General features: G+C 69.6%; 12 protein-coding genes and 1 pseudogene. 8 read left to right on the forward strand and 5 right to left on the reverse strand.

Going from position 1 to position 16,304, the window contains the following annotated elements:
• Position 1 precedes the first annotated feature (1 nt).
• Positions 2-1,084, reverse strand: coding sequence for a mannose-1-phosphate guanylyltransferase (gene manB / locus IF11_RS0109155; protein ID WP_030350981.1), 1,083 nt, complete (start codon positions 1,082-1,084; stop codon positions 2-4).
• Positions 1,085-1,181: 97 nt separating this feature from the next.
• Entirely contained in the window at positions 1,182-2,510 is a 1,329-nt protein-coding gene (locus IF11_RS0109160) for a peptidoglycan recognition protein family protein (RefSeq protein ID WP_030350982.1), read from the reverse strand.
• Positions 2,511-2,637: 127 nt separating this feature from the next.
• On the opposite strand from IF11_RS0109160, the gene IF11_RS0109165 reads away from it, so the two are divergent.
• The 4 genes from IF11_RS0109165 to IF11_RS0109180 all read left to right on the forward strand — a co-directional run bounded on the left by IF11_RS0109165 (position 2,638) and on the right by IF11_RS0109180 (position 8,803).
• Positions 2,638-3,390 carry a TIGR03089 family protein gene (locus IF11_RS0109165; RefSeq protein WP_030350983.1) on the forward strand — a complete coding sequence of 251 codons (753 nt, stop codon included), beginning with the start codon at positions 2,638-2,640 and terminating at the stop codon, positions 3,388-3,390.
• A 277-nt stretch (positions 3,391-3,667) separates the two neighbouring features.
• A complete protein-coding gene (locus IF11_RS0109170; RefSeq protein WP_420894620.1) occupies positions 3,668-4,954 on the forward strand; it encodes an LCP family protein in 1,287 nt (428 codons plus the stop codon).
• Positions 4,955-5,176: 222 nt separating this feature from the next.
• Positions 5,177-7,018, forward strand: a complete 1,842-nt coding sequence (locus tag IF11_RS0109175) for an LCP family protein (RefSeq protein ID WP_030350985.1) — start codon at positions 5,177-5,179, stop codon at positions 7,016-7,018.
• A 45-nt stretch (positions 7,019-7,063) separates the two neighbouring features.
• A complete protein-coding gene (locus IF11_RS0109180) occupies positions 7,064-8,803 on the forward strand; it encodes an LCP family protein (RefSeq protein WP_030350986.1) in 1,740 nt (579 codons plus the stop codon).
• An 81-nt stretch (positions 8,804-8,884) separates the two neighbouring features.
• Here the strand turns inward: IF11_RS0109180 and IF11_RS0109185 are convergent, their stop codons facing one another.
• Positions 8,885-9,919, reverse strand: coding sequence for a glycosyltransferase family 2 protein (locus tag IF11_RS0109185; RefSeq protein WP_030350987.1), 1,035 nt, complete (start codon positions 9,917-9,919; stop codon positions 8,885-8,887).
• 177 nt (positions 9,920-10,096) lie between these two features.
• Between IF11_RS0109185 and IF11_RS41245 the strand changes: the two genes are divergently transcribed.
• Positions 10,097-11,689, forward strand: a complete 1,593-nt coding sequence (locus tag IF11_RS41245) for an LCP family protein (protein WP_478212545.1) — start codon at positions 10,097-10,099, stop codon at positions 11,687-11,689.
• Between the two features lie 65 nt (positions 11,690-11,754).
• On the opposite strand, the gene IF11_RS0109195 is transcribed toward IF11_RS41245, so the two are convergent.
• Positions 11,755-12,309: an acyl-CoA thioesterase gene (locus IF11_RS0109195; RefSeq protein WP_030350989.1), complete on the reverse strand. Its 555-nt coding sequence runs from the start codon at positions 12,307-12,309 to the stop codon at positions 11,755-11,757.
• Positions 12,310-12,470: 161 nt separating this feature from the next.
• On the opposite strand from IF11_RS0109195, the gene IF11_RS0109200 reads away from it, so the two are divergent.
• The 3 genes and pseudogenes from IF11_RS0109200 to IF11_RS0109210 all read left to right on the forward strand — a co-directional run bounded on the left by IF11_RS0109200 (position 12,471) and on the right by IF11_RS0109210 (position 15,596).
• Entirely contained in the window at positions 12,471-13,727 is a 1,257-nt protein-coding gene (locus tag IF11_RS0109200; RefSeq protein ID WP_030350990.1) for an LCP family protein, read from the forward strand.
• 23 nt (positions 13,728-13,750) lie between these two features.
• Positions 13,751-13,899 (forward strand): annotated as a pseudogene (locus IF11_RS41965) (cytidine deaminase); the annotation flags it as partial.
• 92 nt (positions 13,900-13,991) lie between these two features.
• A complete protein-coding gene (locus tag IF11_RS0109210) occupies positions 13,992-15,596 on the forward strand; it encodes a hypothetical protein (RefSeq protein ID WP_157848423.1) in 1,605 nt (534 codons plus the stop codon).
• An 87-nt stretch (positions 15,597-15,683) separates the two neighbouring features.
• On the opposite strand, the gene IF11_RS0109215 is transcribed toward IF11_RS0109210, so the two are convergent.
• A complete protein-coding gene (locus tag IF11_RS0109215) occupies positions 15,684-16,277 on the reverse strand; it encodes a DinB family protein (RefSeq protein ID WP_030350992.1) in 594 nt (197 codons plus the stop codon).
• Positions 16,278-16,304: the final 27 nt, after the last annotated feature.

Genomic DNA, 16,304 nt, shown 5'->3' on the forward strand with positions numbered 1-16,304 from the left:
CCTACACGTCCGACGAGAACCGCACCGCCCCCGCCGGCAGCACCGCGTCGCACCACACCCGTACCCCCTGCCTCAGCTCATTGTCCGCCCCCACCACCGCCCCGTCCCCCACCACCGTGTCCGACAGCACCGCCCGCTCCCCCACCCTCGCCCCCGCGCCTATCAGCGAGTTCGTGATCACCGCGCCCGGTTCCACGATCGCGCCGTCCAGGATCGCGCTGCCCGCGATGCGCGCGCCCTCGCCGATCCGGGCGGACGGGCCGATCACCGTGCCGCCCGTGAGTTTCGCGTCCGGGGCGACCGTGGCCGTGGGCAGGATCAGGCGTTCGCCGCACTGGCCCGGGACCGCCGGGGACGGGGCGCGGCCCAGGACCAGGTCCGCCGAGCCGCGTACGAAGGCCTGGGGGGTGCCCAGGTCCAGCCAGTACGTGGAGTCGACCATGCCCTGGAGATGTGCGCCGGCGGCCAGCAGGTCCGGGAAGGTCTCGCGTTCCACCGAGACCGGCCGGCCCTCCGGGATGGAGTCGATCACCGAGCGCCGGAACACATAGGCGCCCGCGTTGATCTGGTCGGTGACGATCTCCTCCGGCGTCTGCGGCTTCTCCAGGAAGGCCGTCACCCGCCCGTTCGCGTCGGTCGGGACCAGACCGAAGGCGCGCGGGTCCTCGACCCGGGTCAGATGCAGGGAGACATCCGCGCCGGACGACGCGTGGGTCCGGACGAGCGCTCTGATGTCGAGGCCCGTCAGGATGTCGCCGTTGAAGATCAGCACCGGGTCGTCGGGCCCGGAGTCCAGCCGGGAGGCGACATTCCGGATGGCGCCTCCCGTACCGAGCGGATCCCGCTCGGTCACGTACTCCAGGCTCAGGCCGAGGGACGAGCCGTCACCGAAGTACGGCTCGAAGACCTCGGCGAGATAGGACGTCGCGAGGACGATGTGTTCGACGCCCGCCGCGCGCGCCCGTGCCAGCTGGTGCGTGAGGAAGGGGACGCCGGCCGCCGGCACCATCGGCTTGGGGGTGCGGGCGGTGAGCGGCCGTAGCCGGGTGCCCTTGCCGCCGACCAGGAGGATCGCTTCTGTCACCGTGTCGTCTCCGCTTCCTGCTGGGGTCGGCGCTTCCGTCCGTACATGCATACACGTACGCGCACACAGAACCGACCAGTGTTTGCGACCGCTCGCGTCAGCGGCGCTGGTATCCGCCCGCCGACTTCCGTACGGCGCTGAGTTTCCCGTAGAGCCGGCTTCCCGGGCAGTCGGTGAAGAATCCGTCCCGGTGCCCGGAGATGGCGTTGAGCCTGACCTTTCTGCCCTTGCCGTACTTTCCGTTGCCCGCGGAGGTCAGCGTGACCTTCCCCCGTGCGTCGACGCCGTGCAGCCCGAGCTTCCACGCGGTGAGCCTGGCGACGGCGGTCGTCGCGGCGGCACGCGGACTGGTGCCGCCGTACGTTCCGAGGACGGCGATGCCCACGCTGTTGGTGTTGAAACCGAGTGTGTGGGCGCCCCGTACGGGCCTGGTCACTCCCCCGGCGCGGCCTTCGTAGATGTTTCCGCACTTGTCGATGGCGAAGTTGTAGCCGATGTCGCGCCAGCCGCTGCTCTTGACGTGGTAGCGGTAGATACTGCGCAGGACGGAGGGCGCCTGCTTGCAGCTGTAGTTGTTCCCCGTGGCGCTGTGGTGGACGAAGGCCGCCTTGACGGTCCTGGAGTAGCCGAGCCGCCTCTCGCGGAGCCTCTCGTCCGCGCCCCAGCCCGGGCGCGTGATGATGCGCGGGCGCGGTGCGGCGTACGACCGCGCGGAGTCGGGGAGAACGGCCCTTCCGGCCCTGGGCGACGTCGGAGGCGCGTCCTCGGGCCCGGTCCAATCGCCGCTGTGCTCGGGGGAGATGGCGGTGTCGGGTTCGGGCTCGCTGTCGTCCCGCGGCTCGGCGCTGTTGTCCGGGTTGTCCGGGGTCTCTTGCGGATCCTCTCCCGGGTCGATTAGTTCGAGCCGTAGCCCTTGTGGCAGCGGCGCGCGCGCCGGACCGTTCTCGTTCTCCTCGGCGGCGCGTACACGCAGTTCCACGCCGTCCGAGCCACCGACCCAGAGCGGAGCGGTGGAGCCGCGCGCGTGTCCCGAGTCGCGCTCCGTCGTGCCGGGGTCGGCGCCGTGTTCCTGGTTGTGCGTCTCCAGCTCCTGCCAGTCGGACCAGAGGTGTGAACCGGCCGCGCGGGTACGGACCTGGACCGTGCCGTGGAGTTCGGCGTCGGCGTCGTCCCAGACGACTCCGAGCAGCGAGAAGGGACTGACGTCGCGCCGGGTCACGCCCTGTTCCGTGGCGCCGCCCAAGGACCGGTCCGAGCCGGCCGCGCCCAGCGGGAGCGACTGGGTGGAGCCGGGTACGGCGGCCGAGCCCGTGTTCTGTGTGGCCTGTGGGACTTGTGGGGCGGCGATCGCGCCCGACGAGGACAGCGGGAGGACCAGGGCGGCGGTGCACGCGACGCCGATCGAGGTTACAAGTGAGGCACGCATGTGCCGATCCTGGGTGCGACACGACCACCACGCCCGTCGGGAAAACTGACGGCCCGTCGGTCCAACCGGTGTACCCCGTCACCGGTACGGCGGTGGCCGTCCGGCTCCCCGGCGTACCCTTTCCCGGGTGAACTCCAGCGACCGTACCCCCGCCGACCTGCTGCGATCCGCTCTCGCCACGGACCCGGCCCGCCCCTTGGTCACGTTCTACGACGATGCCACCGGTGAGCGCGTCGAATTGTCCGTGGCCACCTTCGCCAATTGGGTGTCCAAGACCGCGAATCTGCTGCAGGGCGATCTCGCGGCGGCGCCCGGCGACCGGCTCGCGCTGCTGCTTCCCGCGCACTGGCAGAGCGCCGTATGGCTGCTCGCCTGTTCCTCGGTCGGGGTGACGGTCGAGATCGGCGGTGATCCGGCCGGCGCGGATCTGGTGGTCAGCGGCCCGGACACGCTGGACGCGGCGCGCGCGTGCCGCGGTGAGCGGGTGGCGCTCGCGCTGCGTCCGCTGGGCGGCCGTTTTCCGCAGCCGCCCGAGGGCTTCATGGATTACGCGGTCGAGGTGCCGGGCCAGGGCGACCGGTTCGCGCCGTTCGCGCCGGTGGACCCGGACGAGTCCGCGCTGGTCGTGGGCGGTATGGAGCTGTCCGCGGCTCAACTCGTCGCGCGCGCGGGCGCGGACGCCGTGGAGCGCGGTCTCACGCCCGGCTCACGGCTGCTGTCGGGGCTGGCGTACGACAGTTGGGACGGGCTCTCGGCCGGGCTGTACGCCCCGCTCGCGGCGGGCGGGTCGGTCGTACTCTGCCGCAACCTCGGGAAGCTGTCGGCGGAGGCGCTCGAACAGCGCGTCAAGAGCGAACGCGTGACCGACAAGGCGATGTGACGCGCGGCGGGCGGGCAAGACTGCTACCGGCCAAACTCGCCCGCCCCGCCACTCGCCCGAAGTGGCCGCCCGTCAGCTGAGAATCCGCTGAGAATCCGGTCTGACAAAACGGAATATCGTTAATATAACGGACCCTGCTTCCAGGGGCGTATCCCAACCTCGGTACGTGATCGGCGATACCTGCGACCCGCAGCACAACCAAGCGCGGCGCTCGCCCGTCTACCCCTGCAACCGGCGGCCCAGTACGCCGCCGACGCCTTGAAGGATGGACGCAGACGTGACCGACAGCGCTGGCACGGCGACCGAACCGGACAGCAAGTCCGGCAGAGAGCCGTCGACCGGAGCGCCCGGGCCCGACGACAACGATGCCGAGCCCGCCGCCCCGCCCTCCGACCCCAACACCAAGCGCCACTGGCTGCGTTGGGTCGCGCTGGGCACCTCCGTCGCCATCCTGGCCACCGCCGGAGCCGGCTGGTGGTTCTACCGGAAGCTCGACGGAAACATCACCACCGACACCTCCGCCGCCGCGGAGTTGCACACGTACGAGAAGGAACGTCCCACCCCGGTCGCCCTCGACGCGCAGAACATCCTGCTCATCGGCTCCGACAGCCGCTCCGGCGAGGGAAACAGCAAGTACGGGCGGGACGACGGTGGTTCGCAGCGCTCCGACACCACGATCCTGCTGCACCTCGCGGCGGACCGGAAGAGCGCGACGGCCATGTCCATACCCCGCGACCTGATGGTGGAGATCCCCGGCTGCGCGAAGCCCGACGGCACCCGCAGCCAGGCTCAGTTCGCGCAGTTCAACTGGGCTTTCGAGGCCGGCGGCGCCGCCTGCACGATCCGTACGGTCGAGAAGCTCACCGACATCCGCGTCGATCACCACATGGTGATCGACTTCAGCGGCTTCACGGACGTGGTGGACGCGGTGGACGGTGTCGAGGTCTGCCTCGCCGAGCCGGTCAAGGACGTCCAGGCGCGGCTGGAACTGCCCGCGGGCCGGCAGACCCTCGACGGCGAACAGGCCCTCGGGTTCGTACGCGCCCGCCATGGCATCGGCGACGGCAGCGACACCCAGCGCATGGACCGCCAGCAGCAATTCCTGGGGGCGCTCTTCAAGAAGGTGCAGAGCAATGGGGTGCTGCTCAATCCGGCCCGGCTCTATCCGGTGCTGGACGCGGCGACGAAGTCCCTCACCACCGACTCGGGGCTGAACTCTCTCAGCGACCTTTACGAACTGGCACGCTCGATGCGGAGCGTACCGATGGAAAAGGTGCAATTCCTGACCGTGCCGCGCCAGCCGTACACCCAGGACCCGAATCGCGATGAACTCGTCCAGCCCGACGCGAAGAACCTCTTCGAGCGGCTGCGGGAGGACGACACCGTATCGGTCTCGCCGGACGGGAAGGACGCGCGGGACGGGGAGAGCGAGGGAAAGAGTGACGACTCCGTGAAGACTTCAGGGAACGACAGCGGCGGCGGCAGCGGTGCTCAGGCGACGGGGAGCCCTTCTCCGGCCCCCACTTTCCAGGGGACAAATGCCGCGGCGGGCATGTGCGGGTAAAGCCGGACCCAAAGGCAGCTCTTCAGTCCATGAAGATTGGGCAGATTGCCCGCTTGTAAGGGATGAGGAATTTGTCACTGGCGTCGCTCGACGTCGAACAGGGCGGATAGTGTGACGCGATCCGGTGCATCCGGCCGTCAGGTCGCGCACTACAGGATCGAAAGACCGAGCGTCTTCGGGGGAAGACGCCTCGCGTGGCACCGACGGAGGATTCAAGCAACCGTGGATGCGCATAGCCGTGGACAGGCGGACGAAATCGACCCCGCCGACCAGTGGGTCCTCAACCCGCAGACCGGTAACTACGAACTGCGACTGGACCACTCCACAGGGCAGTCGCCCTCCCCCCAGCCGCGCGGCGCCAGAAGAGCGAACGCTCCGGGAAAGAGGCCCGCGAGCCCTTCCGCCGAAGCCGAAGAGGAATCGCGGACGCGAGGCGAAGCGCGGACGGAATCGCGCGCGGAATCGCGTACGGACTCCCGGACGGAATCCCGTTCCGGCGGGCGCGGTCGCGGCGGGACGCGCGCCGACGTACCGGGCCAGCGCAGCCGCCGCGCCGGGAAGGGCCAGGCCGAAGCGGCGAACACCGCCGCCGGCCGCCGCAAGCGCAAGTCCCCGAAGTCGCGCAAGAAGAAGGCGCTGGTGTGGACGGGCGGTGTGATGGCGTTCCTCCTGGTGGGCCTCTCCGTCGGCGGGTACTTCGTCTACCAGCACTTCAACGGCAACATCGACACGATCGACGTCCAGGGCGCGGGCAGCGGCGGCTTCAAGAAGGACCAGCCCGTCAACATCCTGCTGATCGGCACGGACAAGCGGACCGGGTCGGGCAACGAGGGGTACGGCGACGCGGGGAGTGTCGGCCACGCCGACACGACCCTCCTGTTCCATGTCTCCAAGGACCGTACGAACGCGACGGTGGTCTCCATCCCGCGTGACCTGATCACCGACATCCCCGACTGCGAGACCAAGACCGCCGACGGCACGAAGGTCATTCCGGGCACCTCGCAGACGCGCTTCAACACCAGCCTCGGCCAGGACGAGCGGGACCCGGGCTGCACGATGCGTACGGTCAAGGAGCTCACCGGGCTCACGGTCGACCACTTCATGATGGCCGACTTCAACGCGGTCAAGACGATGTCGACCGCGGTGGGCGGTGTGGAGGTGTGTGTGGCCAAGGACGTCGACGACCCGAAGTCGCATCTCAAGCTGAGCAAGGGCACCCACACCATCCAGGGCGAGCAGGCGCTCGCCTTCGTCCGTACCCGGCACGCCTTCGGCAACGAGAGCGACCTGACCCGGATCGAGACCCAGCAGCAGTTCCTCAGCTCGATGATCCGGAAGATGAAGTCGGGCGACACGCTCACCAGCCCCAGCAAGCTGTTCAAGCTGGCGGAGGCCGCGACCAACGCGCTCACGGTCGACACCGGCATCGGCAGCATCCAGAAGCTCAGCGATCTGGCCACGGAGCTGGCGAAGGTCGACCCGAAGAACATCACCTTCACGACGCTGCCGGTGCTCGACAACCCGGCGGAGGTCGTCAAGGCGACGGTGGTGGTCAACGAGACCAAGGCCAAGCCGCTGTTCTCGATGATGCAGAACGATGTGTCGCTGACCGAGGTGCAGCAGAAGGAGAAGGCGGACGAGAAGGCCGCCAAGGCCAAGCAGGAGGAACTCCTCAAGGGGACCAAGGCCGACGCGTCCGACGTACGCGTCGATGTGTTCAACGGCGGCGGTCCGCAGGGCTCCGCGCAGGAGACCCTGAACTGGCTGCAGAACACCGAGGGCGTACTGAAGTCCACCAACAAGGGCAACGCCCCCGCGGATGTGGCCAAGACGACCCTGGAGTACGCGCCCAACCAGGCCGACCAGGCCCGGGCGCTCGCGGAGATGATGGGGCTGCCCGCCGCTGCGATGAAGCCGGGCACCGAGGACGCCGTGGGGCTCCAGGCGATGACGCTGACCCTCGGAGGCGACTTCAAGGGCGCGGGCGTACCCATCACCGGACCGGCAAAGGCGCCGGAAGGTGTGCAGAAGGTGGAAGCGGACAAGCAGGTCTGCGCCAAGTGACGCAGGAACGCCGGCCCATACGGACGGCCTGAAGAGGGAGTCTGGATGGGTCAGAGCAGCGTACGGCGGGAGGGGGCGCGCCAAGACGTCCCGCACGCCGGGGAGTTGGGCTGGGACGACAGCCTGTACGACGGCGACGGGCCGCGGCAGGACGGCGCGCCCGCGGACGGCGGAAACGCGGACGGCGGAAACGCGGACGGCGGCGGTGACACCACCGGCAAGGGCCGGCGCGGCAAGAACGGGCACGGCAACGGCGGGCGCAGTGGCGCGGCACGCAGACGGTCGAAACGCGGGCCCTGGCGAATACTTCGCTGGGTCGCCGCCGGGCTGTCACTGCTGCTGCTCGGGACGGCCGGCGCCGGCTATCTCTACTACCGCCATCTCAACAGCAATATCCGCAGCGGCGAGCGCAGCAACGGCGCCAGCGGCCTGGACAAGCCCGTGGCCAACTCGGCGGGCCAGACCCCGCTGAACATCCTGCTCATCGGCTCGGACAGCCGGGCCGACCCCGAGAACGTCAAACTGGGCGGCAGCAAGGACACCGCGGGCAACCCGCCGCTCGCCGATGTGCAGATGCTCGTCCATGTCTCCGCCGACCGGAAGAACGCGTCGGTCGTGAGCATCCCGCGCGACACCCGGGTCGACATCCCGGAGTGCAAGGACGCCGACACCGGCAAGACCTATCCGCGGACCAACGCGATCATCAACGAGACGCTGGCCCGCGGCGGCCCCGGCTGCACCCTGTCCACCTGGGAGAAGCTGACCGGCGTCTATATCGACCACTGGATGACGATCGACTTCGCGGGCGTCGTGAAGATGGCCGACGCGATAGGCGGTGTCGATGTCTGCGTCAAGGACAACGTCTGGGACCGGCCGCTGCCCGGGGTCCCGGGAGGCTCTGGGCTGAAGCTCACGAAGGGTACGCGTCAGATCCAGGGCGAGCAGGCGCTCCAGTGGCTGCGTACCCGGCACGCCTTCGAGAGCGACCTCGGCCGTGCCAAGGCCCAGCACATGTACATGAACTCGATGATCCGCGCGCTCAAGTCGCAGAGTGTCTTCACCGACACCGCCCGGCTGACCGGTCTCGCGGAGGCGGCGACGAAGTCGCTGGAGGTCTCCGAGGAGATCGGTACGGTCAAGAAGCTGTTCGATCTGGCCATGCAGCTCAAGAACGTGCCGACGAACCGCCTCACCATGACGACGATGCCGACCGTGCAGGATCCGCAGGACGCGAACCATCTGATCGCGGCGGAGACGGACTCCCGCAAGCTGTGGTCGATGCTCCGCGACGACGTGGCCTTCGACAGCAACGGCGACAAGGCCGAGGCCGCCAAGAAGAAGCCGTCCGCGCCGGCCACGAAGGACCCGGCCGCGGCGCCCGCCGACACGGGCGTGATCGTACGCAACGGGACCGGCGGCACGCAGAGCCCGGTGCCGCGCCGGGCGGCCGATATCGCGAGCACGCTCAACGGCAAGGGCTTCGCGCTGGCCAAAGCCGATTCGCAGCAGACTCCGCAGGAGACGAGCTCGGTCAGCTATCCGAGCGCGGACATGGAGGGGGACGCCCAGGCGGTGGCCAAGGCCCTCGGCATTCCGCTGACGTCGGTGACGAAGTCGACGGACGTCTCGGGGGTCACGGTGGTCGTGGGCGCCGACTGGCGCAGCGGCTCGTCCTTCCCGAAGGAGGCCGAACCGGCGGCGGGCGGCATACCGGACACGGCGGACGCGCTCAACGGCGCGAAGGAGGACGCCTGCATGGACGTCTACGCGCCGTACCGCTTCTAGGGAATCCCGCATACAGACGCGAGCGCCGTCCGGTGGGATCGGACGGCGCTCGCGGTTTCGTCGGGGAGTGAGGCCCGGGAGTTACGCCTCGACCGGCTGCGCCGCCGGGCGGCGGCTCGCGATGACCTTCTTCGCCAGCGACCGCGGGCTGGTCAGGAAGCCGTAGCCCCACGACATGTGCATGGTGGCCAGCGCCACCGGGATCTGGAGCCGGGCCTTCAGCGACAGCCCCTTGCCCGCCGGGACGGAGCCCGCGGCGATCGCGGCCAGATAGCCGGCCGGTACGACCAGGCCCCAGGGCGTCAGTACGGCGCCGGCCACAATGCCCGCGGCGATGGCGCAGACGGCCGTCGGCGGGGCGAGATAGCGCAGATTGATCGAGCCCGAGTGGTAGCGGGCGACGACATGGCGCCAGCGGCCGTAGTCCTTGTACTGCTTGGCGAGCGCCCGGACCGAGGGCCGCGGGCGGTACTGGACGCGCAGCTCGGGCGAGAACCAGATGGCGCCGCCCGACTCACGGATACGGAAGTTCAGTTCCCAGTCCTGGGCGCGGATGAACTCCTCGTTGTAGCCGCCCTGCCGCTCCAGCGCCTCGCGCCGGAAGACACCCAGATACACGGTTTCGGCGGGCCCGGCCTGGCCTCCGGTGTGGAAGGCCGCGTTGCCGACCCCGATCTTCGAGGTCATGGCGGCGGCGACCGCGTTCTCCCAGTCGTTCTCGCCCTCGGCGTGCATGATGCCGCCGACGTTCTGGGCGCCCGTCTCCTCCAGGAGCCGGACGGCGGTCGCGATGTAGTTCGGCGAGAGCATCCCGTGCCCGTCGACCCGTACGACGACGGGGTGCCTGGACGCCTTGATCGCGGCGTTCAGCGCGGCCGGGGTGCGGCCGGTCGGGTTCGGTACGGTCGTGACGCGGGCGCGCTCATGGGACGCGGTCTCCCGTACCAGCTCCGCGGCGATCTCGTCCGTACGGTCCGTGGACGGGCCGAGCGCGATCACCACCTCCATCTCGCCGTCGTACTCCTGCTCCAGGATGTGCCGGACGGAGTTCCTCAGATGGCGTTCCTCATTGAGCACCGGCATGATCACGGAGACCGCGGGCGGCAGGGCAGGCATGTGGTCCTTCAGGGGTCCTTCGGCGGCGGATGACCGCCCACGTTACCGCGAACGGGGGACAGCGACGCGCGCCGCCCGGTTGCGGACCGGTGTCGCTGATCGTATGGGCCTACCGTGCACACGGTCCCCCCACCACCCTTTTCACGCACGATCCCTGATCACGCGGAGGTGTTTCCCGTGCCCACGCCGCCCCGCACCACCCGCCGTCCGGTCCCCTCCCGGCGGCCGGGGACGCCGCGACGGCCGCGCTGGGGAATGCGGGTGGCGACGACCCTCTCCGTACTGGTGCTGGGGGCGGGCGGGATCGGCCACGCGGTGATGACCAGCCTCGACACCGGCATCGGCCGGGTCGATCCGTTCAAGGACATGAAGAACCGTCCCTCCGCGGGCCACGGTCTCAACCTCCTGCTGGTCGGCACGGACGGCCGCGACAAGATCACGGAGGAGGAGCGGCAGAAGTACCGGCTCGGTGGCGAGCCCTGCCACTGCACCGACACGATCATGCTGGTGCACCTCTCCGCGGACGGTGAGCGCGCGAGCGTCGTGAGCGTGCCGCGCGACAGTTACGCGGAGCTTCCCGAGCACACCGACGCGGCCACCGGCAAGCGCCATGAGCCGCACTCCGTGAAGCTCAACGCAGCGTACGCGGAGGGCGGGCCGCATCTGACGGTCAGCACCGTCGAGCGCATGACGGGGGTGAAGATCAGCCACTATCTGGAGGTCGACTTCGCCAGCTTCATGAAGACGGTGGACGCCCTGGGCGGCGTCGAGATCTGTACGCCCCGGGCGCTGAAGGACAGGTACACCGGGCTCGATCTGACCCCGGGCACGCACAGCATGAACGGCGGCCAGGCGCTCCAGTACGTACGGTCGCGGCATATCGACGGCGCGGCCGATCTCGGGCGGATGCAGCGCCAGCAGCGCTTCCTGGCCGCGCTGATCGACCGGGCCACCAGCAGCGGAGTCCTGCTGAACCCGGTGCGGTTCAAGGAGGTCTCCTCGACGATGCTCGCCTCGGTACGGGCCGACGCGGGCTTCGGTACGGAGCAGCTGCTCGCCCTCAACGAGGCGATGCGCGGCTTCTCGCCCTCCTCGTCGGAGTTCACGTCGGTGCCGCTGGCCGGTGACAGCGTCTCGGTCAAGGGGGTCGGTTCCACGGTGAAGTGGGATCCGGTGAAGTCGCGGGAGCTGTTCCGCGCGCTGCGCGAGGACAGGCCGCTGACGGCGCCGCACGCGCCGGCGGACGCGAAGCCGGGCCGAGCGCCGGACCCGCAGTCCGAGCCCGGCCCGGGACCGGGACGGGAATCGGGCTCGGGACACAAGCCGCCCGAGCACGGCGAGCCGGCCGAGCCGGATGGGTCCGCCAAGCCGGTCGAGCCGGCCAAGCCGGCCGAGTCTCCCAAACCGGTCGATGTGAAGCCGCAGGACATCCGGGTGCAGGTCTACAACGGGACGCGTACGGACGGACTCGGCAAGCGGGTCGACGACGCGCTGCACGCCACCGGCTTCAACACGACCCGTGCCCCGCTCAACGCCGACGGGCCCGACCTGCGGCGGACGGTCGTGATGTACGACCCGCGCTGGGACCTTTCGGCGAAGTCCCTGGCGGCGGCGCTGCCCGGCAGCGAACTGCGCGCGGTGAAGCAGCAGGGCGCGACGCTCAAGGTGATGGCGGGGGCGGACTTCACCGCGGTGACGCCGGTACGCGCGCAGGAGGCCCCCAAGGGCCGGTTCGGGGCGATGACCGGCGACCAGGTGGTGTGTCCGTAGGCACGGCGGGCGGGACGATCCGCTGCCGCCGCCGGGTCAGGCGGTGATCAGCTCAGAAGCTCCGATCAGCGGTGGTCGTCGATGCCCTCCGCCGCGCGCCGCGCCCGTAGCTCCTTGATCGCCCGCCGCCGGGCGAGCCGGTGCGTACGCCGGATCTGCGCCTCCTGGTAGCGCCGCTTGTCCCGCTCCGACTCCGGGATCACCGGGGGTACGGCCCGGGGCCTGCCCTCCGCGTCCACGGCGGCGAAGACCAGATACGCGCTGCCGACCTGGGTCGCCGGGGTGGACTCGTTCCAGCGCTCGGCCATGACCCGGACGCCGACCTCCATCGAGGACCGCCCGGTCCAGTTGACCTGGGCGCGGACATGGACGAGGTCCCCGACCCGTACCGGCACGAGGAAGACCATCTCGTCCATCGAGGCGGTGACGGCGGGGCCGCCGGAGTGGCGTCCGGCGACGGCGCCCGCCGCGTCGTCGACCAGCTTCATGATCACGCCGCCGTGCACCGTACCGAGGAGGTTGGTGTCGCTGACGGTCATGATGTGGCTGAGCGTGGTGCGTGAGGCGGAGGTGGGCTTACCCGGAATATCGCTTTCCGGGGGTGGGACCTGATCTGTCATGTCCTCCACCCTATGCGGGGCTCTCGCGGGGTCTCGTGGGGTCCCGTAAACGTCGGTCAGTGCCCCGGTGCGGTCCGCATTGCATCAGCTTGGCAACAGCACCGACCCGATTTCCTACCTCCCCTGTCTGGCGCACGGCCCGGCCCGGCACACTGGTCCGCATGAATGATTGGCCCGATGGATGGACCGGCAACCGCGGCGAGCGGGGCGACCGCTACGGGCGCGGCAGCGCGGGCGCGCAGCCCGAGGGCGCGCGTGTGATGCCGCATGTGCAGCCCCGAGGTGTCCCTCAGCAGTCCCAGGGACACGACCGGGGCTACGATCCCGGGTACGACAGCGGGTACAACACGGGCCAGGTCTACGGCTCTCCCCCCGGCGGCGGTGGCCGCGACGGGCAGGGCGGTCCGCCGCCGGGCGTCCCCCGCGGGCCGCGGCAGGCGCCCGACTGGCGCCGCCGGATCAAGGTCGGCGCGCTGGCGCTGGTCGTGGTGATCCTCGGCGTCTCCATCGGCACGTACTTCTGGGCGGACGGCAAGCTCAAGCGCGAGGTCGATCTCTCCAAGGTCATCGAGCGGCCGGCGTCGGGGGACGGCACGAACTATCTGATCGTCGGCTCGGACAGCCGTGAGGGCATGTCCGCCGAGGAGAAGAAGAAGCTCCACACGGGCTCGGCCGACGGCAAGCGCACCGACTCGATGATGATCCTGCACGACGGGTCGAACGGTCCGACGCTGATCTCGCTGCCGCGCGACTCGAACGTGACGATCCCGTCGTTCCGCGGCTCCGAGTCCGGCAAGATGTTCCCGAACACGGGCCGGCAGACCAAGCTGAACGCGGCGTACGCGGAGGACGGCCCCGAACTGCTCGTCCGTACCGTCGAGTTCAACACCGGTCTGCACATCGACCACTACGTCGAGATCGGCTTCGCGGGCTTCGCCAACATCGTGGACGCGATCGGCGGGGTGGAGCTGGACATCCCGAAGGCGTTCAAGGACAAGAAGTCCGGCGCCGACTTCCAGGCGGGCAAGCAGACCCTGGACGGCGAGCAGGCCCTGGCCTTCGTACGGACGCGGTACGCCTTCGCCAACAGCGACCTGGACCGCACGAAGAACCAGCAGAAGTTCCTCGCGGCCCTGGCCTCGCAGACGGCGACGCCCGGCACGATCCTCAACCCGTTCGCGTTCTATCCGACGATGAGCGCGGGGCTGGACACGGTGATCGTGGACAAGGACATGTCGCTGTGGTCCCTGGGCCAGATGTTCTTCGCGATGAAGGGCGTCACAGGCGGGGACGGCACGTCCATGAACATGCCGATCTCGGGCAGCGTGGGCGGCAACCTGGTCTGGGACAAGGCCAAGGTCAAGGAGCTGGTCAACCAGCTGAACAACGACGAGAAGGTCACGGTCACCGGCAACTGATGCCCGGCAACGAGCCGGTCGACCACGACCTGGACACGATCGTGGCGGTCGGCGACCGGGAGCGCGGGGTGATGCCGCCGTGCGGGCGGTGCCGGCAGTTCCTGACCGGCTGCGTACCGTACGGATCTCCGCGCTCCTGCCGGAGAGTTACATCTGGGCAGACCAGCAGTAGACCGTCACCGGCGGACATCGCGTACAACCTTCCTGCTGACCGAGGCGTCGAATGTGCCGTAGATCAACGCGTGCATGTCCGATGGAGGACCCTTGAGAAGGATCATGGCCGTGGTGAGCACGGCCGTCGCGCTCTCCGCAACCACACTGATCGCCGCGCCCACCGCGCAGGCGGCCGAGGTCAACCTCCGATCGTTCGCGTGGAGCGCCGAGAAGGACGGCAAGATCCATGTGCTCTATGAGCACTGGGACCGGAACTCCCTTCCGTCCGATGTCACCGTCCGGGTCCGCGCGAAGGGCGGTGACGCGGTGCTCGCCACGCTCGGCCTCAATGACGCCGGGCGCTGCACCACCGCGAACGACTGCGAGGAGCAGCAGTTCTGGACCGACCCGGTCGAACTGCCCGCGCTGGGCGTCTACACCGTGGACCTCGTGGTCAGGGCCGGCACGGCGGGCGAGCTCGTCGACCGCGACAACGGTGAGCTCAACTACGGGCTCGCCCCGAAGCTGACCGCCACCGCCGACCGTCAGTGGGTGTCGTACGACCACCGCGTCGTCACGGTGAACGGCACGCTCGTCGCGCAGGACCCGAACACAGGCGAGGTCAAGCCGTTCGCGGGTGCCGGCATCCACACCCGTTACAAGTCCCGGGACTTCGTGACGACGGCCGTCGACAAGGCCGGACGCTTCTCCGTGCCCTTCGACTTCAGCGGTTACGAGACCGGCGCGCGCCTCGACGTCTGGTTCCAGGAGAACGACGCGTCGTTCCCGGTGACGGTGCGCAGGCAGCCCCTGAAGCTGACGGTCGACACCCCCGCCCGCTCGGTCACGGCCCCGTACGGCAGCGACATCCCCGCGCGCGGCAAGGTGACCCGTACGGCCGACGACGGCACCGAGAAGCCGGCGGGCGGCGTCGGTGTCCGGGTCGACAGCCGGCACATCACCAGCACCAAGGCAGACGGCACCTTCTCCGGCGCCTTCCCGGCCACGAGGAACGGCACCACGCGCCTTGAGCTGGGCCAGGAACCGTGGTTCGAGAACGTGGCGTCCCCGTCGTCCCCGTACGACTTCCAGGTCAAGACGACCGCGACGAGCACGTTCTCGGCGGTCGAGGCCGCGGTGGACAAGTACCGGAAGGTCACCTTCAGCGGCAAGCTCGGCGTCACCTCGGGCTCGTACCCCGCCGGAACGACGGGGCGCGTCTCCATCGACCACTCGACGGACGGCCAGAACTGGTCCGGCGTCGGCCAGTTCACGGCCACGTACGGAGCCGCGTTCAAGCAGACCGCCCCGCTGAAGGGCACGGCCGGCAGCTACTGGCGTCTGCGCCACCTGGGCGCCCCGGGCGTGGAGAGCCGCGTCCACAAGCTCGGCCGCCAGTACACCGAGATCCGGAGCGACGACGTCACACCCGAGGGCGTACGCAAGGGCACGAAGCTGACGGCCAAGGGCACGCTGATGCAGAAGTCCGGCTCCGTCTGGAAGGCGTACGCCGGCCAGAAGGTCCGCGTCTACTTCAAGCCCGCCACGCGCGGCGCGGTCTGGAAGGACCTGGGCAGCGCCACGACCCTCACCAACGGCACGTTCAGCAAGCAGTTCACGGCGCAGCAGGATGGCACCTGGCAGATGCGCTACGTCGACACGGTGAAGACGCACTACGCGTCCAGCGGCCGCGAGGACTACGTCGACGTCCGCTAGGCCCTGTCTGAGGCATACGAACGGCTCCCGGCACGAGGCGAATTCGCTGCCGGGGGCCGCGGCCTTCCTCTGTCCCCGGGGAAGCGGTCAGCCGTGACCGGCCTCCCTCGCCGCACGCTCCAGTCGGCTCCGGTAGTTCTCCCACCACGACTGATCGCCCGGCGGCATGTTGTCGTTGCCCTCCGCCATCCCCACGGCCCCGTCGATGAGTTCCCGGACGATATCGGCGTGGCCGGCGTGCCGGTGAGTATCGGCGATCACACGTACCAGGACATGGTGCAGTGTCACCTCTCGCCGTTCCTCCGGCCACCACGGGACGTGACCGATCGCGTCGAGCGGCAGCGTGGCGATCGTGGCGTCCGCGTGCTTCCACGCCTGCTGGTACAGCCCGACGAGCTGTTCGCGGGACTCGTCCGCGGTGGCCCACATGTCCGCGCCCGGTTCGGCGCCCTCCCCGTACCAGGACGGCGGCTCGTCAAAGTACGGCCGCCCGAACGTGTCGCCGAAATACCCCAGTTCAACACCGGCGATGTGCTTGACCAGCCCCAGCAGATTCGTGCCGGTCGGCGTCAGCGGGCGGCGGATGTCGTACTCCGAGAGCCCGTCGAGCTTCCACAGCAGGGCTTCGCGGGCGGCTCGCAGGTAGTGGAGAAGGTCCGCTTTCGCTTTCGATTCGATCATGCGGGGCAGTCTCGCACCCGGCACTGA

The organism is Streptomyces scopuliridis RB72 (assembly GCF_000718095.1).
Taxonomy (GTDB): Bacteria; Actinomycetota; Actinomycetes; order Streptomycetales; family Streptomycetaceae; genus Streptomyces; species Streptomyces scopuliridis.